The following is a 26,470-nucleotide window of genomic DNA, read 5'->3' on the forward strand; positions in this document are numbered from 1 at the left end:
TTTCCCTGCCCATATCCGATCCGGTGCCCCTGCGCGGCGTCCACCCGTCGACCTCGGCATCGCCTCCGTCAGCTCCATCGGACCGCACCGACCGTCCTTTCGCTACTTGAGTGCACCGCAGGGAGAGTAGATGTCACTATTCCGGGGCCGCCGCATCCTGGCGGGTGCCATGACCCTGGTCGCCGCGGCCGCGATGACCGCGTGCGGCAGCAAGACCACCGACGAGGGCGGCGCGACCGGCGTCACCGCCGACGTCTCCGGCGACACCGTCAAGGTGGGCCTGCTCAACTCGCTCTCCGGGACCATGGCGATCAGCGAGGTCACCGTCCGCGACTCCATCATGCTCGCCGTGGAGGAGATCAACGCGGCCGGCGGTGTCCTCAACAAGAAGATCCAGCCGGTGGGTGAGGACGGCGCCTCCGACTGGCCCACCTTCGCCGAGAAGGCCGAGAAGCTCATCTCCGAGGATCGGGTGGCCGCCGTCTTCGGCTGCTGGACCTCGGCCAGCCGCAAGGCGGTCAAGCCGGTGTTCGAGAAGAACAAGGCGTTGCTGTTCTACCCGGTGCAGTACGAGGGTCTGGAACAGTCGCCCTACATCTTCTACACCGGAGCCACGACCAACCAGCAGATCGTTCCCGGGCTCGACTACCTCAAGTCGCAGGGTGCGAAGTCGGTCTATCTGGTCGGTAGCGACTATGTCTTTCCGCGTACCGCCAACAAAATCATCAAGGCGTACGCGGCCGCGAACGGGATGACGGTGCTGGGCGAGGATTACGCGCCGCTCGGCTCCACCGAGTTCGGCACCATCGTCAACAAGGTCAAATCGTCCGGGGCGGACGCGGTGTTCAACACCCTCAACGGTGACAGCAACGTGGCCTTCTTCAAGGAATACAAGTCGGCCGGCCTGACCGCCGCCGCGATGCCGGTGGTGTCGGTGTCGATCGCCGAGGAAGAGGTGAAGGGCATCGGCACCCAGTACCTGGAGGGACAGCTGACCGCCTGGAACTACTACCAGACCACCCCGGGCGCGGCGAACTCGAAGTTCGTGGCCGCGTACAAGGCGAAGTACGGCGCGGACAAGCCGACGAGCGATCCGATGGAGGCCGCGTACGTCGGCGTGTACCTGTGGAAGGCGATGGTCGAGAAGGCCGGCGCCTTCGACGTGGAGAAGGTCCGGTCCGCCTCGGACGGGATCACCTTCGAGGCGCCGGAGGGCCTGGTCACCGTCGACGGCAAGACCCAGCACATCGCCAAGACCGCCCGGATCGGCAAGATCGGCGTGGACGGTCTGATCACCGAGGTGTGGAACTCCGGCAAGCCGGTGCCGCCGGACCCGTACCTCAAGACCTACCCGTGGGCGAGCGGCCTGAGCTGACGACGCCGGCCCGGGCGGGCTGCGCGACGCGCTCCGCCCGGGCCACCCGACCAGCAGTTCGGAGTACCCACCGTGACAGTCCTCTTCGGTCAACTCTTCACCGGCATCAGCATCGGTGCGGTGCTGCTGCTCATCGCGCTCGGCCTCGCGCTGACCTTCGGCCAGATGAACGTGATCAACATGGCGCACGGCGAGTTCATCATGGCCGGCGCGTACACCACCTATGTCCTGCAACAGAGCATCACCGGCGCGGGCCTGTCGCTGGTGGTCGCGCTGCCGGTGGCGTTCGTGGTCGCCGGCGCCATGGGCGTGCTGCTGGAGGTGCTGCTCATCCGGCGGCTCTACGCCCGACCACTGGACACCCTGCTGGTCACCTGGGGTGTGTCGCTGATATTGCAACAGCTGGCCCGGGACGTCTTCGGCAGCCCGAACGTGCAGACCCGCGCGCCCGAGCTGCTCACCGGCAACGTGGCACTGCCCGGCGGGCTGACCATCGCCAACAACCGGCTGTTCATCCTGGCCCTGGCGCTGGCAGCCGTCGCGGCGCTCACCCTGGCGCTACGACTGACCCCGCTCGGGCGTCGCATCCGCGCGGTGGTGCAGAATCGCGACCTCGCCGCGGTGTCCGGCATCGCCACCTCCCGGGTCGACCGGACGACCTTCTTCATCGGTTCCGGCCTGGCCGGGTTGGCCGGGGTGGCCCTCACCCTGCTCGGCCCGATCGGCCCGACCATGGGCACCAACCTGATCATCGACGCCTTCCTGGTCGTCGTGGTCGGCGGGATCGGCCAGCTCAAGGGCAGCGTGATCGTCGCCTTCGCCCTCGGCGTGCTCCAGGCCACCGGGGAGTACCTGACCACCCTCAGCGTCGCCAAGGTGATCGTGTTCGTGGCGATCGTCGCGTTCCTCCAGTGGCGGCCACAGGGCCTGTTCACCCTGCGGACCAGGAGCCTCGCATGACCGCCGTCACCCCCGCGCCGCCCGACACCGCCGTCCGCCCGGCGCCCGGCGGCGCCACACCACCGGGTCGGCCCGCCGGCCATTCACGGCTGCGGACGGCGGCCGGCTTCGCGTTCGGCGCGGCGCTGCTGTTCGCCGTCGCCCCGCTGGTGCTGTCGGACTTCCGGCTGGCCCTGCTCGCCAAGTACCTGTGCGTCGCCATGGTCGCGGTCGGCATCGGGATCGCCTGGGGCCGGGGCGGGATGCTCACCCTCGGCCAGGGTGTCTTCTTCGGCCTCGGCGGCTACGCGATGGCCATGCACCTCAAGCTCGCCGACGCGGGCCCGGGTGGGATGCCCGACTTCATGCAGCTGTACGGGCAACTCGACGAGTTGCCGCTGTGGTGGCGGCCGTTCGCCAGCCCGTGGTTCGCGCTGCCGGCCACGGTGCTGCTGCCGATGGCTGTCGCCTTCGGGCTCGGCTCGCTGGTCTTCCGCCGCCGGGTCCGGGGCGCGTACTTCGCCATCCTCAGTCAGGCGCTCGCCGCCGCGATGGTGATCCTGCTGATCGGCCAGCAGGGCACCACGGGCGGCACCAACGGGCTCACCGACATCAAGGGCTTCTTCGGCTACGACCTGGACGACCCGGTGAACCAACGGATGGTGTACTTCATCATCGCCGGGGCGCTGCTGGCGTTGCTCGCGTTGGCCCGCCAGCTCATCCACAGCCGCTACGGCGAACTGCTGGTGGCGGTCCGCGACGGTGAGGAACGGGTCCGCTTCCTGGGCTACGACCCGGCGTCGGTCAAGCTGGTGGCGTACGTCGTCGCGGCGGGGATGGCCGGGCTGGCCGGGGCGCTGTTCGTGCCGGCGGTGGGCATCATCTCGCCCGCCCTGATCGGCATCGTCCCGTCGATCGAGTTCGTCATCGGTGTCGCGGTGGGCGGTCGGGCGACCCTGCTCGGCCCGGTGCTCGGCGCGGTGGCGGTGGCCTGGGCGCGTACCGCCCTCTCCGAGCGTTTCCCGGGCACCTGGACGTACCTGCAGGGGTTGCTCTTCGTGGTCGTGGTGGCGTTCCTGCCCGGCGGCCTGGCGTCGCTGTGGGCGCTGACCCGCCGCCGTGACGCCGCCGCGCGGTCGGTGCGGCGCGGGCGGTTGTCGCTGGGCCGACGACGCACCGAGCGGACGGAGGTGCCGGCGGCATGAGCGAACGCACCGAGCGCAGCGAGGGCCATGAGCGCATGCCCAGCCAACACGGCATGAGCGAACGCACCGAGCGTAGTGAGGGCCATGAGCGCATGCCCAGCCGGCACGGCATGAGCGAACGCACCGAGCGGTTGGATGGGTTGTCCGTCCGTGACGTGCGGGTCAGCTTCGACGGGTTCACCGCGGTCGACGGCGTCTCGTTGGAGGTGCCCGCCGGCGACATCCGGTTCCTGATCGGGCCGAACGGTGCCGGCAAGACCACACTGGTCGACGCGATCACCGGCCTGGTCCGGGCCACCGGCTCGGTCCGCTTCGGCGACGAGGAACTGCTCGGCCGCCCGGTGCACCGGATCAGCCGGCTCGGCATCGGGCGGACCTTCCAGACCTCGACGGTCTTCGAGGAGCTGTCGGTGTTGCAGAATCTCGACATCGCGGCGGGCGCCCGGCGCAGCTGGGCGACCCTGGCCCGCCGCCGCGGGGGTGTCCCGGACGAGATCGCCGCGGCACTGGAGACCATCGGCCTGGCCGACCGGGCCGGGCACCTCGCCGGGACCCTCGCGCACGGTCAGAAGCAGTGGTTGGAGATCGGCATGTTGCTGGTGCAGGACGCGCGGCTGCTGCTGCTCGACGAGCCGGTCGCCGGGATGAGCCACGAGGAACGCGACGCCACCGGCGCCCTGTTGGAGACGGTGAGCCGGGACCGCACGGTCGTGGTGATCGAGCACGACATGGATTTCCTGCGCCGGTTCGCGCGCAGCGTCACCGTGCTGCACGCCGGCCGGGTGCTCAGCGAGGGCACGGTGGCGCAGGTTCAGGCGGACCCGCGCGTGCAGGAGGTCTACCTTGGCCACCCGGTCGACGCCGGGTCGGCCCGTACCGGCCTGGAGGCATGATGTTGACGCTGCGCGGGGTGCACGCCGGGTACGGGCGCTCCCGGGTGCTGCACGGGGTCGACCTGGCGGTCCCGCCCGACGGGGTGGCCGCCGTCCTCGGGCACAACGGCGCGGGCAAGAGCACCCTGCTGCGGGTGGCGGCCGGGCTGCTGCGCCCGAGTGCCGGCACGGTCGAGTTGGACGGTGAGGACGTCACCCGCGCCGGGCCGCACGAGCGGGTGGCGCGGGGGATGGCGTACGTCCCGCAGGGTCAGCAGTGTTTTCCGCACCTGACCGCCGCGGAGAACCTGCGACTGGTCGCCGACGGCCGGCGCGACGGCGCGGTGGCCACGGCGGAGGTGCTGGACCTGTTTCCGGCGCTGCGCCCGCTGCTGCGGCGTCGGGCCGGGCTGCTCTCCGGCGGGCAGCGCCAGCAGTTGGCCATCGCCCGTGCCCTGATCACCCGGCCGCGGCTGCTGATGCTCGACGAGCCGACGGAGGGCATCCAGCCGTCGGTGGTTGCGGAGATCCAGGAGCGGATCGTCGAGCTGACCCGGCAGTCCGGGTTCAGTGTGCTCCTCGTCGAGCAGCACCTGGGCTTCGCGCTGCGGGTGGCGGACCGCTACCACGTGTTGGAGTCCGGCCGGGTCACCTCGCACGGCGACGGGGGTGTCACGGCGGAACGGGAGGTCCGGGCGGCCCTAGCGGTCTGATCGCCGGCGAGTCGGTCAGGTCTTCGGCGCGGGGCCGGTCGAGTCACGCACCACCAGCAGGTGACCGGTGGGGCGGCGGCGCGGGCGGGTCGTGCGCGGCTTGAGGGCGAGGGTGAGTGCGGCGCGTCCCATCTCGGTCATCGGCAGGCGGATGGTGGTGAGGCTGGGTGCGAGGTCGGCCGCCACGGAGACGTCGTCGAAGCCGACGACGGACATCCGCGCGGGCACCGGCACCCGTCGGGCTCGCAGCGTCGACAGCACACCCATGGCCATCGCGTCGTTGAGTGCGATGATCGCCGTCGTTTCGGGGTGATCGTTGAGGATCTGCTCGGTGGCGGCGCGCCCGCCAGCACGGGTGAAGTCGCCGTGCACGACGGCGAGGTCGGCGGGGGAGCGCCCACGCTGCCGCAGGGCCGACGACACTCCGGCCAGCCGGTCGGCGACCGTGGTGAGGCCGGTGCTGCCCGCGGCGACGGCGAGCCGTCGGTGCCCGAGGTCCATCAGATGTTGGGCGAGCGCGAAGCCACCGGCCTCGTTGTCGGGTAGGACGGCGTCGATGCCGAGAGCGTGTCGTCCGATGGCCGCTGCCCGTCCGCCGTGGTCCTGGAACGCGGCCAGCTCGGCGCGGGCGGCCACCTCCATCCGTGGGTCGTCGTAGCCGGAACCGCTGATCAGGACGATACCGACCCGCTGGGCGATCAGGTGGCGCAGCTGTTGCAGCTCGTAGCCGGGGTCCCGGCCGGATTGGCAGATCTGCACGAGCAGCCCCTGCTCGGCGGCGAACTGGATGACCCCGGCGGCGATCTCGGCGAAATACGGGTCGTCGATCTGGTGGACGATCAGCCCGACGGTGGAACTGGCCCCGCTGGCGAGGGTGCGGGCGTACGGGTTGGCCACGTAGCCCAGCTCCCGTGCGATCTGCCGGATCCGGTCGGCCACCTCGGCACTGACCCCCTGCCGGCCGGCGAGGGCCCGGGAGGCGGTCGCCAACGAGACGGCGGCGTGTTCGGCGACGTCCACGAGGCGCGGCCGCTGGCTGGCCCTGGGCATCCGCAACTCCCCGGAAACATTTATGTCACCCGATCTATTGCTAGTGACGTTGATCGAAGCCTAGGGTACGAAAGCGCTTACGTAAGCGCTTACGTGACCGGCACCCGAGTGCCGCGAAACGAGGTGACAGCCATGTCCAGGGCCCGACGAGTCGCCGTCTCCCTCCTGGCGATCGGCGCACTGACCGGCGCGGGCGCGCCACCGGCGCAGGCGGATCGGAGCATCGCGCACGACGTCCACCCGGCGCTGCGCGCGCACCTGGTCGCCGCGTACGACTTCGACCACCCGGTGCCCGGCGACCGCGCCCTGGAACGCGACCAGGGGCGTTCCGGCACCGAGATCGAGCTGGTCAACGGCGGCGCCGCCATGCGGGTGCCGGACCGCGCCTACCGGGGCAGCCGCAACGCGTTGCAGACCCGACAGGTCGACCCCACGGTCGCGGGCAACGACGACTGGAAGGCCGGCACCTGGTCGGCCAGCGGGGTGCGGACGCTGCGCGCGTTCAGCGCCACCGCCGGAACGACCGTGCTGGGCTGGTTCAAGCTGAACATGGATCGCCCGCTACCCAACTCCACCACCGCCGACCCGGACGACCGGTACAACGCCATCGGGCTGGCCGGGGTGCTGACCGGCGACTCCGACGGCCACGGCGTCCGCGCGCTGCTGGAGTTGATCGACGTGGACGGGCAGTTGCGCCTGGTCGCGCTCGGCCGGCGGCTCGACGGCGGCAACTCGCAGACCTTCGCCGCCACCCGGGACTGGCGCGAGCTGCTGCCGGTGGGGGAGTGGGTGCACCTGGCCGCCACCTTCGACTTCGACACCGGTGCGCTCGCCCTCTACCGCAACGGCGAGCCGGTGGACGGCTTCTACACCCGCACCGACGACCCGTGGCTGGTCGCCGGGCCCGGCCCGCACCTGACCACCGCGTCCGACCCCCGGGGCATCAAGATCGGCGGCAGCTTCCCCCAGGACAGCCTGGAACGCAACCCGTGCGACTGCCGGATGGACGGCCTGATGTTCCTCGACAGCGTGGTCTCCGCGAACGACGTGCGGAGGCAGTACCGCCACCTTGCCCGCTGACCACCCCCTCGGCACCGTCCCACCGAGAAGGAGACACGCGTGCGCACCCTGCACCGCCGCGCCGGCACAGTCCGCCGGCCCACCGTGAGGGCCGGCCTCACCGCCCTCGTGCTGATCCTGTCCACACTGGTCGCCACGCCCGCTCGGGCCGCCGACGCGGTCTACGACCCGATCCCCGAGATGCCGGTCCAGTCCCGTCTCGGGTTGGTCCTGAGCGAGTACGCCAGCTTCCCGCAGTCGTACCCCACACCGGCGCCGACCGACGCGCGCCTCATGCGTACCGCGCGGATCAACACCATCATGGAGCTGCCCGACGGCTCCGGCCGGCGGGCGGTGCCCGACCTCAACGGCAGCCTCTACCTGGTCGAGGACGGCGTACCGCACGTCTACCTGGACGTGGCGGCGACGTTCGCGCCGCGGTTCTTCTCCGGTCGTGGGCTCGGCCAGGGCTTCGGGTACGTCGCCTTCCACCCGGAGTTCGGGGTGAACGGCCGGTTCTACACCATCCACACCGAGCTGGCGTCGACGACGACCGTCACGCCGGACTTCGCCCAGCCCAACACGCTCTTCCACGGCGTCATCACCGAGTGGACGGCGACCGACCCGGGCGCCGCCACCTTCGCCGGTACCCACCGCGAGGTGCTGCGCATCGGTTTCGGCGGCCAGGTGCACGGCATCCAGGAAATCAACTTCAACCCCACTGCGAAGCGCCACGACCGCGACTACGGCCTGCTGTACCTCGCCGTCGGCGACGGTGGCCAGGGCGCCCGCAACACCGACCCGCAGAACCTGGCCCTGCCCCACGGCAAGCTGCTGCGCATCGACCCCCGGGGCACCAACTCCGCCAACGGTCGCTACGGCATCCCGCCCGGTAACCCGTTCGTCGGCCGGGCCGGCGCGCTCGGCGAGCTCTACGCCGTGGGCTTCCGCGACCCGCACCGGTTCAGCTGGGACCGGGCGACCGGCCGGATGTACCTCGGGCACATCGGTGAACACGCCGTCGAGGCGATCTACGAGGTCCGCGCCGGGGACAACTTCGGTTGGAGCGAGCGTGAGGGCTCGTTCGTCTTCGACAGGACGGCCACGAACCCCTGCGACCGGCTGCTCCCGTTGCCCGCCGACGACGCCAGCTACGGCTACACCTACCCGGTCGCCGCGTACGACCACGACCCCGCCGCCGGCTGGAACTGCACCGACGATGTCGGCGTCGCGGTGGCCGGCGGGTTCGTCTACCGGGGACGGGCGCTGCCCGCGCTGCGCGGCAAGTACGTCTTCGGTGACCTGGTCGACGGCCGGGTGTTCTACACCGAGGCGAACGAGATGCGTCGGGGCCGGGAGCTGGCGACGATCCACCAGCTCGCGCTCTTCGACGCGGCGGGCGCCCCGGTGCGGATGCGGGACCTGTCCGCGCCCGGCGCGCCCGGCGACCCCAACCGGGTGGACCTGCGTTTCGGCACCGACGCGGCCGGGGAGCTCTATCTCGTCGCCAAGGCCAACGGAAAGGTCTGGAAGGTCACCGGCACCAGGGAGTTCGCCAGCGGCGACGTCGGGGACACCACCCTGCGCCGCACCGCCGGGGCCGCGAGCTGGGCGCCGGTGACGCCGGCCAAGTGGCAGTTCCCCCATGACCAGGTCATCCTGGCCGAGGCCGGGGAGAGCCGGCCGGGCCCGCGCCGGCCCTTCGAGTACGCCGTGCTGACCGCCGGCCCGGCCTGGTCGTCGGTGCAGGTCGACGCTCAGGTACGCCTCGACACGCCGGTGGAGGTCAGCAACCGCGACGTGATCATCGTCTTCGGGTGGCGTTCGGACACCGAGTTCTACTACGCCCACCTCTCCACCGACAACACCATCTATCCGCACAACGGCATCTTCAAGGTCGACAACGCCGACCGGGAGCGCATCGACCACCAGTGGAACGGCCGGTCCCGCGGCGCCAACCCGGCGATCACCGACGCCAACTGGCATCGCGTCCGGGTGGTGCACCTGCCGGCCACCGGCGAGATCGCCGTCTACGTCGACGGGCAGCGGGATCCGCTGCTCACCGCGAAGGACACCACGTTCGGCTCGGGACGGGTCGGCTTCGGCTCGTTCGACAACGTGGGCCGACTGCGCCACCTGACCGTCACCGGCACACCGGCCTGAGCCGGCGTCGCGGTGGGGAGGGCGGGATCACTCCGCCGTCCCCACCGGCGCGGGTGCCGCACTCGTCCCGTCGCGATGCCCGGCGCCCGGCGGCGCGCTGTGCCGACCTGGCCCACGGGCCCCGGTCCCCTCCGTAGAATTCCGGCATGCCGGAGATCGTCGAGTTGCTGGCCTCGCCCGTGCACCGCTTCCTGGGCCGGCCCGCCGACGGCCCGGCGCCGGCGCCACCCGGTGAGCTGGTCGACACCGTTCGGATCCGCGCCGACCTCGGCATCGTCGGCGACCGGTACTTCGGCCAGCCGGCGCACCGCGACGCCAGCGTCACCGTCATCGCCCAGGAGTCGCTGCCGGCCGGCAGCGGCCTGGCCGAGGTGCGGCGCAACATCCTCACCACCGGGATCGCCGTGGACGAGTTGATCGGCAGGGTGCTGGTGCTGGACTCCGGCGACGGCCCGGTCAGCCTGCGGGTCAACCGCGCGGCCCGGCCGTGCGCCTGGATGGACGTCACCGTCGGCCCGGGGGCCTGGAAGGCGCTGCGCACCACCGGCGGCATCCGCTGCACACCCCTCAACGACGGCACTCTGCGCGTCGGCCCGATCGAGGTCAGCGTCGAGCGGGTGCCCGCATGAGGGCGACCATCGGCGGTCCACGTCCGTACGGAGGTGTGCGGTGAACCCGGAGCTGCGGCAGCTCATCCAGGAGCTGCGGGCCGATCTGGCCGATCTGCCGGAGAGCCTGGCGTACGCCGAGTTCGGCGAGGGGGCGGGCATCGATGCCGTACCGCCGGGGCTCCCGGCCGACCTGCGGGATCTCCTGCTGGTGGCCGACGGGCTGCGGGCCGGTCGGGTCGAGCTGGCGTCCTCGTCGACCCTCGCCGGGGTCCAGTACCACCTCGACTACGCGCCGGACTTCTCGTCGATCCCGCAGGACCGGGCCGGCTGGCTGGTGGTCGGCACCCGCAGCGACGAGCCGATCTTCATGGACCGTGGCACGGGCGCGATCTGGTACTTCCCGCCGAACGGCACCGAGTGGTTCCTGTCCGACGCGTTCGAGGAGCTCGCCCCCGACCTGGAATCCTTCGTGGACTACTACCTGCTCGGGCCGGGCTACGCCGAGCTGACCCCGGCGGACGACCGGTGGTTCGCGTTCCTCGACGAGCAGGGTCTGCTCGACGAGGACGACGACGAGGACGAGGGCTGAGTCAGACCGGGCTGATGTGCGCCGCCAGCACCCGCCAGCCGTGCGGGTCGTCGTGCACCCAGGTCCGGGTGTAGCGCAGCCGTGCCGCGAACGGCGCCCCGTCGAAGACGCCGGACACCCGACCCAGGAAGAACGTCACCCCGGTCGACCCGATGACGAGCAGGTCCAGCTCCTCCTCGACCAGCTCCTCCACGACCGAGCGGCGCTCCCGGCGCGCGGCCAGGTCGTCCTGCTTGGTGTGCGTACGCCCGTCCGGGCCGATCGCGAGCAACTGGTCGACCAGCAGCTGGTCGAGGGCGGCGACGTCGCCGGCCCGCTGGGCGGCCTGCAGGGTGCGCTCGGCGTCGAGCAGCTCTGCCTCGCGTGCGCTGTCCGGCATCGTGGCGTCCTCCCGGTCGGGTCGACCCGGTGTCACCGTCGTCCCGGGCTGTCCGCATTGTGGCAGCCGGCGCGGCCCGCGTGGGCGCGGATCGCCGCCGACGGGTCACAGGCTCAGGCGGATCCGTACGACGGTCTCCTCGGGGCTGGACAGCACGGCGACCTCGTCACAGATCTGCTCCACGATGGCCAGCCCGCGACCCCGTACCGCGTCGGCCGACGGCATGCTGCGGCCGAACGCCCGCGTCGGCCCATGGTCGACGACGTCGCAGAACAGCTGGCCCGGCTCGGCCCAGAGCCGCACCCAACCGCCGCCGGTGGTGTGCTGCAACGTGTTGCTGGCCAGCTCGCTGACCGCCAGCGTCAGCACCTCCACCCGTTCGGCGGACAGCCCTCGGGCCAGGGCCCCGGCGCTGACGAAGGCGCGCAGCGCGCGCACGTCCGTCGCGACCTGGTAGGCCATGGTGTCCGCGACCGGGGTGGAGACACTCTGCTCGGCCACGGTCTCCCGTCGCTCGCCCGGCATCAGCCCGCCGGGTGCGGGTCGCTGGTCAGCGTCACCGCGATCCGCTCGGGTGCCGTGGACGTGCGAGCCTCGAAGTGCGCCATCGGGCAGTCGGAACCCTTCTCGTCGCGACAGCGGTTGTCGCCACATCATGTCACCCGCCGACCCCTCGGCCGTCTCCTCCGTTCGGCGGTCGATCATCCGCGAGCCGGCCCGACCACACCTCGTCGGTCCGGCCGCGCAGCCGGTCAGGGTGCGGCGTCGAAGCTGATGGACTCGCTCAACTCCCGCCACCGCGCGTCGGACGCGGCGAGGGCCTCGGCCGCCGCCGAGGCGCCCGCCACCGCGTCGGCGCCGAGCAGCAACCGCAGCGGCGGGTCGTCGACCCGGGTGATCCGGATGATCGCCTGGGCGGCGCGGGCCGGATCGCCGGGCTGGGTGCCGCTGGCCTCGCGTAGTCGCCGCACGGCCGGGTCGATGCCCGGTCGGTACGGCTCGCTGATCGGCAGGGCGTTCATCGACGAGCCGGCCCAGTCGGTACGCAGCCCGCCCGGCTCGATCGTGGTGACCCGGATCCCGAACGCCTCGACCTCCTTGGCGAGCACCGCGGAGAAGCCGCTGACCGCCCACTTGGCGGCCTGGTACGCGCCCAGACCCGTGCTGGCGACCCGGCTGCCGACGCTGGAGATCTGCACGATGTGCCCGCGCCCCTGCTCGCGCAGCACTGGAAGGGCGGCCCGGGACAGGTTGACCACCCCGAAGAAGTTGGCCTCGATCTGCGCCCGGAAGTCGTCCTCGGCGATGTCCTCGATCGCGGCGACGTCGGCGTACCCGGCGTTGTTGACCAGGATGTCGAGACGTCCGAACGTGTCCACGGCGGTGCGTACGGCGGCTCGGGCGGCGGCGGGGTCGTTGACGTCGAGGGCCACCGCGCGGACCTGGTCACCGTGCCGGTCGACCAGGTCGTCGAGCTGGGCCGGGTTGCGGGCGGTGGCCACCACGTGGTCGCCGTCGGCCAGGACGGCCGCGGCGAGGGCGCGGCCGAGACCACGCGAGCAGCCGGTGATGAGCCACACTCGCGGCACGGGGTTCCCCTCGGGTCGGTGGAGCGGCCCCGTCAGGGCCGGATGTCCAGGGCGCCGATCAGGCCGTCGCGCAGCGTGAACCGGTACCGCAGCTCGATCGGGCTGCCGGGAAAGTCGCCGGACACCCGGGTGATCGCCAGGTACGAATCGCCCGCCTGCGAGGTGACCCGGACCGGCTCGGCGGTGTACGAGTAGGCGTCCATCGTCTTCTGCCGCCAGGCGCGGATGGAGGGCCGCCCGTCGTACAGCCGGTCCTCGTCGGCGACCCTCGCGGTGTCCGCGAAACAGGCGACGAAGGCGTCCAGGTCCCGGTCGTTGACGGCCCGGAAGTACCGGTCGATCACGTCGGGCAGGTCGAGGGCCATCTGCTCCTCCTGCGGCAGGGGCCGCCGTGGGGCAGCCGCCGGGTTCCCGGTTCGATCTCACCGTACGAGAAGCGGGCGGCACCGCGCGGAGCAACCAGCAGAACGATCCCGCCCCCGGCTGCCGGGTTTGCTGCCGGTGGGCCCGGGTAGCCACGCGTTTCCGAAGGCGAAGGGCGGGGGCATGGCCGAGCTGGGGTTCGTCGACAAGGTTGCGGCACGGGCGGGCGTCTCGCCGGAGCAGGCACGCCCGCTGACCGAGGCGGTCCTGCGGACCCTCACCGAGCGGCTCTCCGGCGGCGAGGCGGGCGCGTTGGCCCCGCACCTGGCCGACGAGCTGAGCCCGCTGCTGGTCAAGGCCGCCGAGCCGCCGGAGGCGTTCGGCTACGACGAGTTCCTGCGGCGGGTGGCCGACCGCGCCGGGCTCGACCGGCCGGCCGCCGAGCGGGGCGCCCGCGCGGTGCTCCAGACGATGCACCGGGTGGTCGGGCACCGGGAGTTCGAGGACGCCCTGGCCCAACTTCCGGCGGACCTGCGGGCACTGGCGCAGCCGCTGCCGCACGGCCCCTGACCGCCACCTCCACCGCCGGACGCGCGGGCATCGGTGACCGTTCGGTCCCTGGCGTACGGCGGCGACGCCGGTTTACTGTGCGTTACCGATCGAACGCGCAGTGGTGCCGGCCCGTCGTGCCCGCCCGCCGGGTCGCCGCCGCTCCGATCCGAGGAGCGTCCCGTGGCGTCCATGGTGTCCCCGCGTCCCCTGTTGACCGCAGCGACGACCATCGTCGCGCTGATCACCCTTGCTCCCGCTCCCGCCGCCGCGTCCCCGCCCCGCTACCGGGTCGTCGACCTCGGCACTCTGGGCGGAGGAGACGGGGCCGCGACGGCGATGAACGACCGCGGCGACATCGTCGGGTGGAGCACCGTCGCCAGCGGCGCCCGGCATGCCGTGCGGTGGCGCCACGGTGTCATCACCGACCTGGGCGTGCTGCCCGGCGACACGGACTCCACCGCCGTGGACGTCAACGAGTTCGGCGACGTGGCGATCACCTCCTTCGGCCCGGACTATCTGGCCCGCGCCGTGCTCTGGCGTGACGGTCAGCTCCGCGACCTGGGCACCCTGGGCGGGGAGAACAGCGTGGCGATCGGCGTCAACGACCGCCGGCAGGTGCTCGGCACCAGCGAACCGGCGGGCGACATGCCGCACCGTTTCCTGTGGCGCGACGGCGTCTTCACCGACCTGGGCCGGGAGTACTTCTACGAGTTCACCAGCGACTTCAACAACTCCGGGGACGTGGTGGGCGGGTTCAACGTGCCGCCGCAGGACTACCCGTGCACCTGCGTCGGCGGCCGGTTGCGCGACGGCCTGCTCACCCAGATCGGCGACGAGGCCCTCGGGGTCAACAACCGGGGCCAGGTGGTGGGGACGGCCAACGGGCGGGCGTTCCGCTGGCAGAACGGGACGCTCACCGACCTGGGCACGCTCGGTGGCGACTGGAGCCGCGCCACCGCGATCAACGACCGGGGCGTGGTGCTGGGCTTCAGCACCACCACCGCCCAGTGGCACCCGTTCCTCTGGCGCGACGGGGTGATGACCGACCTGACCAGTCGGGGCGTGCGGGAGACCGACCTGATCGAGGACATCAACATTCGGGGCCAGCTGGTCGGCGCGCGGGGGAATCGGCCGGTGCTGTTCCGCTGAGCGTCCGGTCCTCCCACGTCGGGGGCGTGGCCTGACCCGCCGGTCAGACCACGCCCCTCGTCCGAGGTCAGCCGGTCACGCCGCTACTGACCACCCACTTCTGGTGCGCGCCGCCCGCGTACGTGCCGAGCTGGATCTGGGTGCCGTCGGCGGTGCCACCACCGGCGGCCTCCAGGATCTTGCCGGACTGCGGGTTGCGGATCGACCCGTCGGACTGCGGCTGCCAGACCTGCGCGCCGGTGCCGTTGCAGGTCCAGAGCTGCACCTTCGTGCCGTTGGCGGTGCCGCCGTTGTCCACGTCCAGGCACTTGCCGAGCACCCGGTACGTGTCGCCGACCCGCGTCCAGGACTGCGCGGCGGTGCCGTTGCAGGTCCAGAGCTGGATCTTCGTGCCGTCGGCGGTCCCCGAGTTGTCCACGTCGAGGCACTTGCCGCCGACACCGGTGATGGTGCCGCCGACCGGCGGTGGCGGACTGCCCGGAATGGAGTTGAGCGTGTACCACGCCTCGGTGCTCCACAGCGACTGGCCGCTGGTGGAGGTGAACGGGCGTGGCGAGCGCAGGTGCACCACCCGCCCGGCCTTGCGCCCGGCCACCGCGAGGGTGACCTTCTTGCCGTCCGCCGAGAGGGTGGCCGAGGTGACGGTCAGCGTCTCCTCGTCGACCTTCGGTCCGCCGTAGTTCGACGTCGCCACGTACCGCCACTGCTTGACCTTGTAACGCGTGGCCAGGTCGGCGGCGGTCGCCGCCGAGACGGGCTGGGTGTACTCCACCTCGAAGCCGGTCGTGGTGGCCCGCATCGCGAGCATCTCGAACGCGGTGGTGCTGTTCGGGGTGAGCTTCTGCAGGCCGTACGACAGCTTGCCGGTCTGCCCCCAGTTGCCGCCCGCGCCGAGCCCACCGACGTAGATCGCGCCGTCCGGGCCGATGTTGACCTCGGAGACGCCCGCCTCCAGGCCCTGGGTGAGCCGGAACAGGGCGCCCTGGTACTCGCCGTTGACCTTCTCCACGTTCGCCCGTTGCAGGCCGCCGTACGTCACGTCGCCGATGACGAACTGGCCGGCGTACCTGCCGCTGGTCAGGTAGAGCGGGGTGCTGGGCGAGTTGGCGATCTCGTTCTGCGGCATCCAGAGCACGGGTGGGGTGACCGGGGCGGTGTCGAACGGGCCGGCCGGGTTCGTGTAGTGGTTGAAGAACCGGCCCTGCTTGACGTGCACGAGCTTCGACGAGGGCAGCCAGCCGCCCTGGTTGTCGGTGACGAAGATGCCGCCCTCCGGGCCCCAGCCGATGCCGTGCGGCGTACGCAGGCCGCCGGCGACGTAGCTGACCGCCCCGGTGTCCTTGTTGACCTTGAGGGTGGTGCCCCGGTTGGCGGCCGGCTGCGGGTTGGTGGTGGCCCCGCCGGAGTTGATCGACACCGACAGGTTCAGGTAGAAGAACCCGTCCTGGTAGAGCAGGCCGAACGCGAACTCGTGGAAGTTGCCGCCGTACGGCCAGGTGGCGACGGTGTCCAGGCGCTCCGCCACCTCGTCGCCGCCGGTGTTGACCAGTCGGGTCAACCGCTGCTTCTCCGAGACGTAGACCACCCCGTCGACGACCTTGAGCCCCATCGGCTCCTTCAGGCCACCGGCGATCTTCTTGGTGGTCACGGTGCCCGGACCTGTCGCTCCGCCGGTGTTGCCGAGGATCCAGACCTCGCCGTCCTGGGAGGTGCCGGACTGGTCGCTGCCGCCCCAGGTGCAGATGACGAGGCGGCCGTCGGCCAGCCAGTCCATGCCGGTGACCTTCGGCTGGAAGCCGCTGGGCCGCAGGTTGGTCAGCGTGTAGCCGGGGTGCACGCCGGTCAGCGGCAGGCCGTCACCGGGGGAGTCGGTGACCCCCTCGCACTCCTTGCGCCCCGGCGCGGTCACCCGGACCACGCCGGCGTCGGTGCTCAGCGCCGAGTTCGGTACGACCACGAAGGTCGACGAGCCGGGGGTCTTCCACTCGAGGGTGATCTGCTGCCCGCCGCCGCGTTCGAAGTGGTCGATGCGCAGCGGGTGCAGGCCGGCGGTGAGGGTGACCGTGCCCTCCTTGGGCGGGGTCGCGCCGTGCAGACCGTCATGGTTGATCACGACGGTGTTGTCGATCGTCAGCTTGGATCCGTCGTCGCTGCTGAGTCGGAACGTGTAGCTGCCGGCCTGGGTGGTGGTGATGTTGCCGAGCACCTGCGAGACGAAGTTGTCCTCGAAGCCGAAGTCGGCCGCCGAGGTCCAGTTGATGGTGGACATCAGCTTGTCCACGTTCGGGGTCTGCGCGGGCTTGAGCGTGCACAGCTCCGACAGCGGCACCTGCACGTCGAAGACGCGGAGCGTGACGCCCGGTTCCTGTGCGGGGGCGGCGGTGGCGGGGACGGCCCAGAGGCCGGTGGCGAGGACGAGTGCCAGCGCACCCAGGACGGGATGGTGGAGTCGGCGTAGCAGGCGTGTGCCCATCGTTCCTCCAGGAGGCAGTGGAGTGTCCGACGGCCGGCGTGGAGCAGCGGTGAGGATGGCCGTCGGCCCGGCTCCGTAACGTCCTCGACGCCGACGAGTGACAGTGCGGAAACACCGGGTGGATGGGTCGAGACATTAAGGCGTTTCGATTGGGCTGTCCATGGCTTCGCCTCGATACATCAAAAGTTCCCGATGTCTGTGCGAAAGTTCGAGGCGGTACGCGAGGAATGCCGGGTCCTGCGGGGCCCTACCGCCGTCCGCGTCGCGCCGGACCACCGCTCCGATTGCCGGTCTTCCTCGTCGGGTTTGTCCCCTTGCGGGTCGCGGCGCCGCTCCTGCCCGCCGCCCTGTCGGGTCGGCGGCCCGCCGTGGCGGCCCCCCGCGACGGGGGTCGACGGCGGGCCGCCACCAACACGATCGCGGAGACCACGACGACGATCAAAGCTGGCAGCAGCCAGGCCGGGAACCCACCGCCGCCCTGCTCCTCGGTGGCGCCCACCGGCTGGCTCGGCGGGGCGTCGGTGGGGCCGACCGGGCTGCCGCTGGCGACCGGATCCGCCGAGCCCTCGCTCTCGGCCTGGGCGACCAGCGCCGGATCCGGCCCCGCCGTGGGCGCCGTCCAACCGGCCGGAGCCGCGGTGCCTGGCCCCTGGTAGTCGAACGTGACGTCGCCGCGCACCGCCTCGCCGTCCGAGGCGACCGAGAGGTAACTGGCCGTGTAGCGGCCCTTCGCCGGCCAGTGCGCCACGGTCACCATGGCCGGGAAGCCGGTGTGGTACAGCCGTGGCTCGAACACCCCGTTGACCATGAAGTACTCGGTGACCGGCTTGTCCAGCCGCTTCGGCTCCCCGTAGGACCAGCCGTTGTCCACCCGCGACCCGTTCGGGCCGGTGATGGCGAAATGCGCGTTCGCGGCCGGCTTCTCGGTGAAGTACAACGCCAGTTGGGTCAGCGGCTGGCGGACGACGGTGCCGGTCAGTGGGGTGGACGTCGCCAACTGGCCGTGCGCGGACGCCGGGGCGACCGGCAGTACCAGCGACACCACCAGGGTCGCCGCCAGCGCCGCCACGCCACGACTCAGGACCTTACGCACAGTGACCAGCCTCGATCGCATTCGTTCATCATGGTCATTTCCCCGTCGCCGAACAAGACGTAGAGTTCTCCTCCCCGACGATCAATTCGACAACCGTCCCCCCTCGCGTCGTTCGGAGTCCGCCCGTGCTCGTCCGTACCCCCGTCGCCCGCACCTCCGCCGCCCTCGCCGCCACCGCGCTCACCGCCCTGCTCCTCGCCGGCTGCGGGCAGGACGACGACCCCTCGGTAGCCACCCCCTCGACGACGCCGACGTCCGCCGCCCCGACGAGCGCCGCCGCCACCACGCCGGCCGCGACGCCCACCGGCACACCCAGCGCCGCCGCCAGCACCCCCGCGGTCGACCAGCAGATCACCGTGACGATCGCGAAACGACGCGTCGATCCGCCCACCGGGCGCGTCACCGTCAGTAAGGGCGAGCTGGTCCGGATCACGGTCACCTCCGACGTGGCCGACGAACTGCACGTGCACGGCTACGACCTGGGCGCGCGACTGCCCGCCGGCACGCCCGGCTCGGTGGAGTTCCGCGCCGACAAGACCGGCCTGTTCGAGGTGGAGACGCACGACAGCGGGCTGGTGCTGTTCCAGCTCGTCGTCCGCTGAGCGGCATGACGACCGCTCCCGCGCTGCTGGCACACGGCGTCGGTGGCCGCCAGGACCTGCCGATCACGCTGCCGCAGCTCGTCGTCGCCGCCGCACTGACCCTCGTCGTCACGTTCCTCGCGTTGGGCCTGCTCTGGCGCGAACCCCGACTCGATCGGGACGCGACCGGTGGCCGCCCGGTGCCGGGCTGGCTCGCCCGGCTCGTCGACGCGCCCGCGTTCCGGTGGGTGCTGCGCGGGCTCGGGCTGCTCGCCGGCGGCTGGTTCTGCCTCGGTCTGCTGGGCGGCCCGGACACCCCGGACAACCCCACCGCCGGCGCGCTCTACGTCCTGCTCTGGGTCGGGCTGGCCCCGCTGTCACTGCTGTTCGGCCCGGTCTGGCGGGCGGTCAACCCGCTGCGCACGGTGCACCTGCTCGCGGCGCTGGCCGCCCGACGCGACCCGAACCGAGGCCTGCGTGAGCTGCCCGACAGCGTGGGATGGTGGCCAGCCGCCGTCACCCTGTTCGGGTTCCTCTGGCTGGAACTGGTCGCCCCGCAACGGGCCACCCTGCCGGTCATCACCGCCTGGCTGGCCGGGTACGCGACGGTCCTGCTGGTCGGGGCGGTGTTGTTCGGTGCCAGCTGGTTCGACCGCGCCGACCCGTTCGAGGCGTACAGCACCCTGGTCGGTCAGCTCGCCCCACTCGGCCGAGCCGCCGACGGCGTGCTGGTGTGGCGCAACCCGCTCGACGGCATCGCCGGCCTGCGGCCCCGCCCCGGGCTGGTCGCCGTGGTGATCGTGCTGCTCGGCTCGACCATGTACGACAGCCTCTCCAACGCGCCCGGCTGGTTGCGCTTCAGCCAGGAGAACGGCCTGCACCCGGCGGTCACCGGCAGCGCCGGGCTGAGCCTCGTCATCGCCGCCGTCGCGGTGGCGTACCTCGCCGCCACCGGCGCCGCGGCGCGCATCGGACGCACCGGCGCGGCCGACGCCCGTCAGGTGCCGGGCGAGATCGCGCACTCGATCGTGCCGATCGCGGTGGGGTACGTGGTGGCGCACTACTACTCGCTGCTGATCCTGGAGGGCCAGCGCACCGTCGCGTTGCTCTCCGACCCGCTGGGCACCGGCGCCAACTGGTTCGGCACCGCCGACTGGGAACCGCACACCGAGCTGGTCACGCCCTCCGGGGTGGCCACCCTCCAGATCACCGTCATCATCCTCGGGCACCTGCTCGGCACGCTGCTCGCCCACGACCGCGCCCTGTACCTGTTCCCCCGGGCCCGAGCGGTGGCCGGCCAACTCCCGCTGTTGGCGCTGATGGTCGCCTACACCGTCGCCGGTCTGCTGCTGCTCTACGCGGGGTAGCCCCACCCGGCTGACCACTCGTGCGTCATGATGGCCGGTCGTGGACTCCGATCTTCAGCGTTACCTCGACGCCGTGGTCACCGCCGCCCAGGACGTGCTCGGCGCCGACCTGGTCGGCGCGTACGCGGCCGGCTCGGTGGGGCTGGGCGCGTACCAGGCCGGCCGCAGCGACGTGGACGTGGCGCTGGTCAGCGCCGGGCCGCTCACCGACGAGGCCAAGCGGGCACTGGTGGCGCGACTGCGGCACGAGGCGCTGCCCTGCCCGGCGCGCGGGCTGGAGCTGGTCGCCTACGACCGGAAGGTGGCCGCCTCCGGCACCCCGGAACCCGGCTTCGAGGTCGAACTCAACACCGGGGCCGGCATGACGTTCCGCCGCACCCTCGACCCCGCCGACCGCCCGGTCGCGGACGGCCGCTTCTGGTACGGCCTCGACCGCAGCATCCTGCACCAGAGCGGGCTGCCGCTGCTCGGGCCGCCGGCGCGGGAGGTCTTCGCCGACCTCGCCCCGCACGACCTGCGCCGGCTGCTCGTCGAGGCGCTGACCTGGTGGCTGGCGCTACCGACACCGCCGGACGACCAGCCCGCACCCGGCACCGAGGACGCCGTGCTCGGCGCCTGCCGGTCGCTGGTGCGCCACCGTGACGGCGTCTGGCTCGCGAAGGTGGCAGCCGGTCAGCGGCTCATCGACGCGGGCGAGCGGGCCGAGGTGATCGTCCGGGCGGTCGCCGCGCGGCGCGGCGGGCCGCCGCCCACCGGGGCGCAGGCCCGCGCCTTCCAGCAGCGGGTACGCGACGAGATCGCCGGGTAGCCGTTACGCGGGTGGCTTTACCGGCGCTCAGTGGATTCGGCACGGAATCGCCCGCGCGTGTTGATCGACTCGGGTTCCCGGAAACCGCGCTCTCCGGCGGTGTCCGACACGCCACCTTCAAGGAACCCGAGTCGATCACCGCACCACAGGACCGCCGTGCGGTGCAGCCGAGGTCAGTGCCGGGCGGCGCCGTTCTCGCTGATCGGCTGTCCGAAGGCCAGGAACGGCACGGGCGTCGGTGTGTCCGTGTCGAGGCGCCGGGGGAAGGTCGGCTCGGCGTCGTCGGCCTCGACCTCCCGGGCCGCCGTACGGTCGGAGGTGACCGAATCGTCCGGCACCGCCGGCGCGCCACCGTGCTCGCCGTTCGCCCGCTCGGCCGGGTTCCGGTCGGCAGGGCCACTGTCGACCGGTACGCGGTCGGTGCCGCCGCTGCCGACCGGTGCGCGGTCGGAAGTGGCGGGATCGGCGTCCGTGTCGTCCAGGACGGGTCGCTCCGCGGCCGGCCGGTCGACGCCGACGCGGTCCACGGTGAGCCGCTCGACGCTCACCCGGTCCGGGGCCGACCGGTCGGCGCCGGAGCGGGACCCCACCATCGGGTACTCGGCGGTCTCCGTACCGCCGGCGGCCGCGGCCATCACCGCCGCGGCGGCCAGGTCGGCCACCCGCTTCGCCTCCCGCTGCACGCGGGCCCGGACCTCCTTGGCGTGCCGTTCGGCGGAGTCCCCGGCCCGACGGGCCTCGTCCAGCCGGGCGTTCTCGGCGGTGAGGTCCCGGCGGACCTCACTGAGCCGCTGCTGCATCCGGGACAGCTCGTTCTCCAGTGCCTCGCCCTCCTGGCGGATCTCGGCGAGCTGCTGGCGGCCGGTGTCCAGCTCGGCGTGCAGCTCGGCGGCCTCCTGCCGGCGCTCGTCAAGCTCCTTCTGTAGCGCGGCGATCTGCTGCTGCTGGCTGGCGGCCTGCTCGTCGGCGCGGTTGCGCAGCTCGGTCACGTGCTGCTGCGCCTCGGCCAGCAGCGCGGCGATCTGCTGCTCGGTCGCGCTGCGCTGCTCGGCCAGCTCCTGCTCGGCGGCGGCCTGCTGCTCGGCGATGTCCTGCTCGGCGGCGGTGCGCCTCTCGTTGACCTCGCGCTCCACGTTGGCCTGCCACTGCGCCATCTCCTGCTGGTTCTTGGCGCGGGCCGACTGGAGTTCCTGCTGGATCTGGGTACGGGCCGACTTCATCAGCGCGTCGGCGGCGACCCGGGTCTGGTTGAGTTGCTGCGCGCTCTGCTCGGTGATCCGCTTGGCCTCGTGCTGGGCGCGCTCGTGGGCGGCCTCACCGTCGGCCCGCAGCTGCTCGGCGTGCTCGCGGATCGCGGTCAGCTCCGCCTCGGCCAGGGTGCGCCGCTCCTCGTGCGCCTGCTCCTGCTCGGCCCGCCGGGCCGCCAGCTCCTCGGCCAGGTCCTGACGTGCCTGCGCGGCGCGCTCACGGGTGTCGGCGAGGATCCGCTCGGACTCGCTGCGCAGCTCGTTCGCCCGGTCGGTGGCCGACTCGGTGATCATCGCGGCCTGCTTCTCGGCGAGTGCCATGATCTCGCCGACCATCGGGCCCAGGTCATGGAACGAGGCGCGGTCCACCTGCACGGGTTGCTCCTGAAGTTCGGCCAACTCGGCACGCAGCCGCTGTACCTCCGCGGTCAGTTCACGGACCCGGACGGCGGATCGGCCGTGCTCTCCGCTGAGCATCGCGATCTGACCGTCGAGCTGCTCCAGGTGCCGGTCCACCTGGCGTTTGTCGTAGCCGCGCAGGGCGAGCTCGAAGCTCGGCCGCGAGGCCGCATCGTCGCGTGCTGCGTGCGGCTCAGCGCCGATGGACATGCACCATCCTCCGTACGATCGGGCGTCAGGGTCGGCGGTCGCCTGCCCCGCGGGCCGTCAGTGTGGCGCAACGCTACCGCCGCGCGGACCTCATGCGAAGTCCTGCCCCACCACCTCTCACGTTGTCGGCCCGCGTTCCCCCGATCCCGCGCCGATCATGGACTCGCGGTGCCGGAAAGGTGGTGCTCCACCACCTTTGTCATCCCGGACAACTCCATGATCGACGCAGGTCGTCGCGGTGGGCGCGGGACGGCTGCTAACGACGGCGGGCGACGAGGACCGCGTCGTGCAGGGTGATCTCCTCGCCGTCGGGGGTGGTGGCGGGACGGGGACGGGCCTGGGCCGTCAGCACCTCCCAGTCGGCCGGGTCCAGATCGGCGGCCACGTCCTCGGCGGTGTACATCATGTCCGGCATGTGCATCCGGCGCGCCGACGTCCACAGATCCGACGGATGGTGCCCGACGATCAGCAGGACGCCGCCCGGCGCCACCGCCGCGGCCAGCCGGCCGAACAACTCCCGCCGCTGCACCACGGGCAGGTGCATGAACTGCGCCGACACCAGGTCGTACGCCTCCTCGGTGGGCGGCTTGTCGCGCAGGTCGGCGTGGGTGAACTCGATCCGGTCGGCCACGCCGACGGTGTCGGCGTGCGCGGCGGCCCGGTCCAGCGCGGTGGTGGAGATGTCCACCGCCGTCACCCGCCAGCCGCGCTCGGCCAACCACACCGCGTCCGCGCCCTCGCCGCTGCCGACGTCCAGCGCGCGTCCCGGGGTCAGGTCCGCGACCTCGGCGACCAACTGCGGGTTCGGCCGTCCACTCCACACCGTCGGGCGGGACTGGTAACGCTCCTCCCACGCCGGCTCCTCGAACGCGGTGGCCCGCAACTGCCGGTACGCGGCCACCGCCGCGCGGGTGTCCTCGGCGGTGAGATCGGCGTTGATGGCGGCTGCGGCGTTCAGGCCGGCCCCGGCGGACGTGATCACCTGACCACGGAGGTCGGCCACGTTGCCGGCCACCCAGACCCCCGCGACGGTGGTCGCGCCGGTGCCGTCGGACGGGATCTGGGCACCGATCACGTGCTCACCCATCGTCACCTCCTCGGGGGCCAGCCCCAGCCCCACCAGCAGATCCGCGCGGGGAGTCAGCCGCGTCGCCACCACGATCGCGTCGAGCGCCACCACCCGACCGTCGGCGAGCCGTACGCCGGTCAGCGCGTCATCGGTCACCTCCACCGCGGCGACCGGGCCCGGCACCACCGCGATGCTCCGGGCGGCGAGCCGCTCGGCGGTCTCCGCGTCCGGCGCCGGGGCGTCGTGCAGCAGGAGCAGCACCTCGGGGCTCCACTGTCGCCACATCTCGGCCTGGTGCACGGCCAGCGGCCCGGTCGCCAGGATGCCGATCCGGCGGTCCCGCACCTCCCAGCCGTGGCAGTACGGGCAGTGCAGCACGTCGCGCCCCCACCGCTGCGCCAGGCCGGGCACGTCGGGCAGTTCGTCGGTCAACCCGGTGGTCACCAGCAGCCGCCGGGCCCGCACCGACTCCCCGTCGTCGAGGCTCAGCCGGAACCCGTCGTCGTCCCGGGTGGCCGTCCGTACCCGCCCGGCGCGGAACTGCCCGCCGTACCCGGCCACCTCGGCCCGCCCGACCGCGAGCAGCTCGCCGGGCGGCGTCCCCTCCCGGCCCAGGTAGTTGTGTATCCGGTCGGCCGGCGCGTTGCGCGGCTCACCGGAGTCGATCACCAGCACCGACCGTCGGGCCCGGCTCAGCGCCAGCGCCCCGCTGAGCCCGGCGGCGCCGCCGCCCACCACCACCACGTCGTAGTTCTCGTCCACCGGTATCTCCCTCGTGCGTCGTCGGCTGCGCCCACCATCCGTCGCCACCGGCAGGGTGGCAACTATCCTTGCCGTTATGGCAAACGAGGACAGTGCCGCGCTGGCGGCCGTCGGCCCCCGGCTGCGTGCCCTACGTCACCAACGCGGGACCACGCTGACCCAACTCGCCGACCTGACCGGCATCTCGGTGAGCACCCTGTCCCGGCTGGAGTCCGGCAGTCGTCGGCCCACCCTGGAGTTGCTGCTCCCGCTGGCGAGGGCCTACCAGGTCGCGCTTGACGAACTGGTCGACGCCCCCGCCACCGGCGACCCCCGGGTACGCCCCAAACCCATCGTCATCCACGGCGTGACGCACCTGCCGTTGACCCGCCGACCGGGCGGCGTCCAGGCGTTCAAGCAGATCTTCCCGCCGGACCCGTCCGCCGGGGGTCGGGTCCCGCAGGTCCACGAGGGGTACGAGTGGCTCTACGTGCTCTCCGGCCGGCTCCGCCTGCTGCTCGGCGACCGTGATCTGACGCTCACCCCGGGCGAGGTGGCCGAGTTCGACACCCGTATCCCGCATCTCTTCTTCAACCCCGGCCCGGGCACCGCCGAAGCTCTCAGTCTCTTCGGGCCGCAGGGGGAGCGGCTGCACGTCCGGGCCCGCCCCGCCACCGGCGAGAAGCAGGGCTGACCACCTCCGACCGCATGGCATCGGGGGCATCCTCGCCGTCGGGACACCCCGGCATCAGTGACCTCGTGCCGTGAGGGCCGGACCGGCCTGCTTCGAACTGTGCGCGCCGTACCTCCGTGTTTATGATCGACGACCCGACCCGGGACCCGAGATGGCCGAACGGTTCGGCCCGGAGCAGAGGTGAGGTGCGCGACGGTGATCCGCGAGGCGTACGCCTGCTGGGTGCGTGAACCCGGAGCGGCCGAGATCCGGCCGGTGGCGCTGCCCGAACCCGGGCCGGACGAGGTGCTGGTCCGGGCCAGTTACTCCGGGGTCAGCAGGGGCACCGAGACGCTGGTCTTCGCCGGCCGGGTACCCACCGACCAGCACGCCGCGATGCGCGCCCCGTTTCAGGACGGCGACTTTCCCGGCCCGGTGAAGTACGGCTACCTCAGCGTCGGGGTGGTCGAGCAGGGCCCCCCGGACCTGCGCGGCCGGACGGTGTTCTGCCTGCACCCGCACCAGAGCGCGTACGTGGTGCCGGTGAGCGCCGTGGTGCCGGTGCCGGAGGGGGTGCCGGCCGCCCGGGCGGTGCTCGCCGGCACGGTGGAGACCGCCGTCAACGCGCTGTGGGACGCGGCGCCGCTGGTCGGTGACCGGGTCACCGTGATCGGCGCGGGCATGGTGGGCTGCTGCGTGGCGGCGCTGCTCGCCCGGTTTCCCGGCGTGCGGGTCGAGCTGGTCGACACCGACGCGCGCCGGGCCGGCGTGGCCGGTGCGCTCGGCGTCGACTTCGCGAGCCCGGCCGACGCCAGCGGCGACCGGGACCTGGTCGTGCACGCCAGCGCCACCGCCGCCGGGCTGCAACAGTCGCTGGACCTGCTCGCGCCGGAGGGCACGGTCATCGAGCTGAGCTGGTACGGCGACCGGCCGGTGCAGGTGTCGCTGGGCGGGGCGTTCCACTCCGGTCGACTCACCGTACGCAGCAGCCAGGTCGGCATGGTGGCACCCGCCCGACGGGGACGGCGCAGCTACACCGACCGGCTGGCGCTCGCCCTGGACCTGCTCGACGACCCGGCCTTCGACGCGTTGATCACCGGCGCGTCCCGGTTCGCGGAGCTGCCCGACGTGCTCGCCCGACTCAGCTCGGGTGAGCTGCCCGCCCTCTGCCACCTCATCACCTACGACGACGGGGAGTGAC

25 protein-coding genes are annotated in these 26,470 nt (G+C 72.3%); 16 read left to right on the plus strand and 9 right to left on the minus strand.

Annotated features, from left to right (window positions below):
* Window positions 1-130 precede the first annotated feature (130 nt).
* The 5 genes from urtA to urtE all read left to right on the plus strand — a co-directional run bounded on the left by urtA (window position 131) and on the right by urtE (window position 5,104).
* Window positions 131-1,375 (plus strand): urea ABC transporter substrate-binding protein, encoded by a 1,245-nt coding sequence (urtA, locus tag AB0J33_RS14010; RefSeq protein ID WP_363613350.1) that lies wholly within the window; start codon window positions 131-133, stop codon window positions 1,373-1,375.
* 72 nt (window positions 1,376-1,447) lie between these two features.
* Window positions 1,448-2,335: an urea ABC transporter permease subunit UrtB gene (gene urtB / locus AB0J33_RS14015; protein ID WP_363613352.1), complete on the plus strand. Its 888-nt coding sequence runs from the start codon at window positions 1,448-1,450 to the stop codon at window positions 2,333-2,335.
* Window positions 2,332-3,519, plus strand: a complete 1,188-nt coding sequence (urtC, locus tag AB0J33_RS14020; protein ID WP_363613354.1) for an urea ABC transporter permease subunit UrtC — start codon at window positions 2,332-2,334, stop codon at window positions 3,517-3,519. The genes urtB and urtC overlap by 4 nt, the downstream gene beginning before the upstream one ends.
* The gene (gene urtD, locus AB0J33_RS14025) at window positions 3,516-4,412 is read left to right on the plus strand and encodes an urea ABC transporter ATP-binding protein UrtD (RefSeq protein WP_363613356.1); all 897 of its coding nucleotides are present in this window, start codon (window positions 3,516-3,518) and stop codon (window positions 4,410-4,412) included. The genes urtC and urtD overlap by 4 nt, the downstream gene beginning before the upstream one ends.
* Window positions 4,412-5,104 (plus strand): urea ABC transporter ATP-binding subunit UrtE, encoded by a 693-nt coding sequence (gene urtE / locus AB0J33_RS14030; protein WP_112625517.1) that lies wholly within the window; start codon window positions 4,412-4,414, stop codon window positions 5,102-5,104. Before urtD ends, urtE begins: the two co-directional genes overlap by 1 nt.
* Window positions 5,105-5,119: 15 nt before the next feature.
* On the opposite strand, the gene AB0J33_RS14035 is transcribed toward urtE, so the two are convergent.
* A complete protein-coding gene (locus AB0J33_RS14035; RefSeq protein ID WP_363613358.1) occupies window positions 5,120-6,154 on the minus strand; it encodes a LacI family DNA-binding transcriptional regulator in 1,035 nt (344 codons plus the stop codon).
* A gap of 132 nt (window positions 6,155-6,286) precedes the next feature.
* On the opposite strand from AB0J33_RS14035, the gene AB0J33_RS14040 reads away from it, so the two are divergent.
* The 4 genes from AB0J33_RS14040 to AB0J33_RS14055 all read left to right on the plus strand — a co-directional run bounded on the left by AB0J33_RS14040 (window position 6,287) and on the right by AB0J33_RS14055 (window position 10,576).
* Window positions 6,287-7,234, plus strand: coding sequence for a LamG-like jellyroll fold domain-containing protein (locus tag AB0J33_RS14040; protein ID WP_363613360.1), 948 nt, complete (start codon window positions 6,287-6,289; stop codon window positions 7,232-7,234).
* A 39-nt stretch (window positions 7,235-7,273) separates the two neighbouring features.
* The gene (locus tag AB0J33_RS14045) at window positions 7,274-9,376 is read left to right on the plus strand and encodes a PQQ-dependent sugar dehydrogenase (protein ID WP_363613362.1); all 2,103 of its coding nucleotides are present in this window, start codon (window positions 7,274-7,276) and stop codon (window positions 9,374-9,376) included.
* Window positions 9,377-9,522: 146 nt separating this feature from the next.
* Entirely contained in the window at window positions 9,523-10,005 is a 483-nt protein-coding gene (locus AB0J33_RS14050) for a molybdenum cofactor biosysynthesis protein (RefSeq protein ID WP_363613364.1), read from the plus strand.
* Window positions 10,006-10,045: 40 nt separating this feature from the next.
* The gene (locus AB0J33_RS14055; RefSeq protein ID WP_363613366.1) at window positions 10,046-10,576 is read left to right on the plus strand and encodes a hypothetical protein; all 531 of its coding nucleotides are present in this window, start codon (window positions 10,046-10,048) and stop codon (window positions 10,574-10,576) included.
* Between the two features lies 1 nt (window position 10,577).
* On the opposite strand, the gene AB0J33_RS14060 is transcribed toward AB0J33_RS14055, so the two are convergent.
* The 4 genes from AB0J33_RS14060 to AB0J33_RS14075 form a co-directional block, all read right to left on the minus strand.
* Complete coding sequence (locus AB0J33_RS14060; RefSeq protein ID WP_363613368.1) at window positions 10,578-10,955, minus strand: nuclear transport factor 2 family protein; 378 nt, start codon at window positions 10,953-10,955, stop codon at window positions 10,578-10,580.
* Between the two features lie 105 nt (window positions 10,956-11,060).
* Window positions 11,061-11,480: an ATP-binding protein gene (locus tag AB0J33_RS14065; protein WP_363613370.1), complete on the minus strand. Its 420-nt coding sequence runs from the start codon at window positions 11,478-11,480 to the stop codon at window positions 11,061-11,063.
* 227 nt (window positions 11,481-11,707) lie between these two features.
* The gene (locus AB0J33_RS14070) at window positions 11,708-12,544 is read right to left on the minus strand and encodes an oxidoreductase (RefSeq protein WP_363613372.1); all 837 of its coding nucleotides are present in this window, start codon (window positions 12,542-12,544) and stop codon (window positions 11,708-11,710) included.
* 32 nt (window positions 12,545-12,576) lie between these two features.
* Entirely contained in the window at window positions 12,577-12,909 is a 333-nt protein-coding gene (locus AB0J33_RS14075) for a nuclear transport factor 2 family protein (RefSeq protein WP_363613374.1), read from the minus strand.
* A gap of 181 nt (window positions 12,910-13,090) precedes the next feature.
* On the opposite strand from AB0J33_RS14075, the gene AB0J33_RS14080 reads away from it, so the two are divergent.
* Together AB0J33_RS14080 and AB0J33_RS14085 are read left to right on the plus strand one after the other, a co-directional pair.
* Entirely contained in the window at window positions 13,091-13,477 is a 387-nt protein-coding gene (locus AB0J33_RS14080) for a DUF2267 domain-containing protein (protein ID WP_363613376.1), read from the plus strand.
* Between the two features lie 171 nt (window positions 13,478-13,648).
* Entirely contained in the window at window positions 13,649-14,608 is a 960-nt protein-coding gene (locus tag AB0J33_RS14085) for a hypothetical protein (RefSeq protein ID WP_363613915.1), read from the plus strand.
* A 67-nt stretch (window positions 14,609-14,675) separates the two neighbouring features.
* On the opposite strand, the gene AB0J33_RS14090 is transcribed toward AB0J33_RS14085, so the two are convergent.
* Window positions 14,676-17,081 (minus strand): ricin-type beta-trefoil lectin domain protein, encoded by a 2,406-nt coding sequence (locus AB0J33_RS14090; RefSeq protein WP_363613378.1) that lies wholly within the window; start codon window positions 17,079-17,081, stop codon window positions 14,676-14,678.
* A 247-nt stretch (window positions 17,082-17,328) separates the two neighbouring features.
* On the minus strand, window positions 17,329-18,174 hold the full coding sequence (locus AB0J33_RS14095; protein WP_363613380.1) for a copper resistance protein CopC: 846 nt from the start codon (window positions 18,172-18,174) through the stop codon (window positions 17,329-17,331).
* A gap of 125 nt (window positions 18,175-18,299) precedes the next feature.
* On the opposite strand from AB0J33_RS14095, the gene AB0J33_RS14100 reads away from it, so the two are divergent.
* From AB0J33_RS14100 to AB0J33_RS14110, 3 genes are read left to right on the plus strand one after another with little or no spacing between them, the layout of a single operon-like run.
* A complete protein-coding gene (locus AB0J33_RS14100; protein ID WP_363613382.1) occupies window positions 18,300-18,776 on the plus strand; it encodes a hypothetical protein in 477 nt (158 codons plus the stop codon).
* 5 nt (window positions 18,777-18,781) lie between these two features.
* A complete protein-coding gene (locus AB0J33_RS14105; protein WP_363613384.1) occupies window positions 18,782-20,122 on the plus strand; it encodes a hypothetical protein in 1,341 nt (446 codons plus the stop codon).
* 40 nt (window positions 20,123-20,162) lie between these two features.
* Complete coding sequence (locus tag AB0J33_RS14110; RefSeq protein WP_363613386.1) at window positions 20,163-20,930, plus strand: nucleotidyltransferase domain-containing protein; 768 nt, start codon at window positions 20,163-20,165, stop codon at window positions 20,928-20,930.
* 173 nt (window positions 20,931-21,103) lie between these two features.
* Here AB0J33_RS14110 and AB0J33_RS14115 read toward each other — a convergent pair whose 3' ends face one another.
* A complete protein-coding gene (locus tag AB0J33_RS14115; protein ID WP_363613388.1) occupies window positions 21,104-22,786 on the minus strand; it encodes a hypothetical protein in 1,683 nt (560 codons plus the stop codon).
* 256 nt (window positions 22,787-23,042) lie between these two features.
* Complete coding sequence (locus tag AB0J33_RS14120) at window positions 23,043-24,617, minus strand: bifunctional NAD(P)/FAD-dependent oxidoreductase/class I SAM-dependent methyltransferase (RefSeq protein ID WP_363613390.1); 1,575 nt, start codon at window positions 24,615-24,617, stop codon at window positions 23,043-23,045.
* Window positions 24,618-24,693: 76 nt separating this feature from the next.
* Here AB0J33_RS14120 and AB0J33_RS14125 point away from each other — a divergent pair, with 76 nt between their 5' ends.
* Both AB0J33_RS14125 and AB0J33_RS14130 read left to right on the plus strand, forming a co-directional pair.
* A complete protein-coding gene (locus tag AB0J33_RS14125) occupies window positions 24,694-25,290 on the plus strand; it encodes a helix-turn-helix domain-containing protein (protein ID WP_363613392.1) in 597 nt (198 codons plus the stop codon).
* 195 nt (window positions 25,291-25,485) lie between these two features.
* On the plus strand, window positions 25,486-26,469 hold the full coding sequence (locus tag AB0J33_RS14130; protein ID WP_363613394.1) for a dehydrogenase: 984 nt from the start codon (window positions 25,486-25,488) through the stop codon (window positions 26,467-26,469).
* Window position 26,470 lies beyond the last annotated feature (1 nt).

It is taken from the genome of Micromonospora sp. NPDC049645 (assembly GCF_040675155.1).
In the GTDB taxonomy this organism is placed as follows: Bacteria; Actinomycetota; Actinomycetes; order Mycobacteriales; family Micromonosporaceae; genus Micromonospora.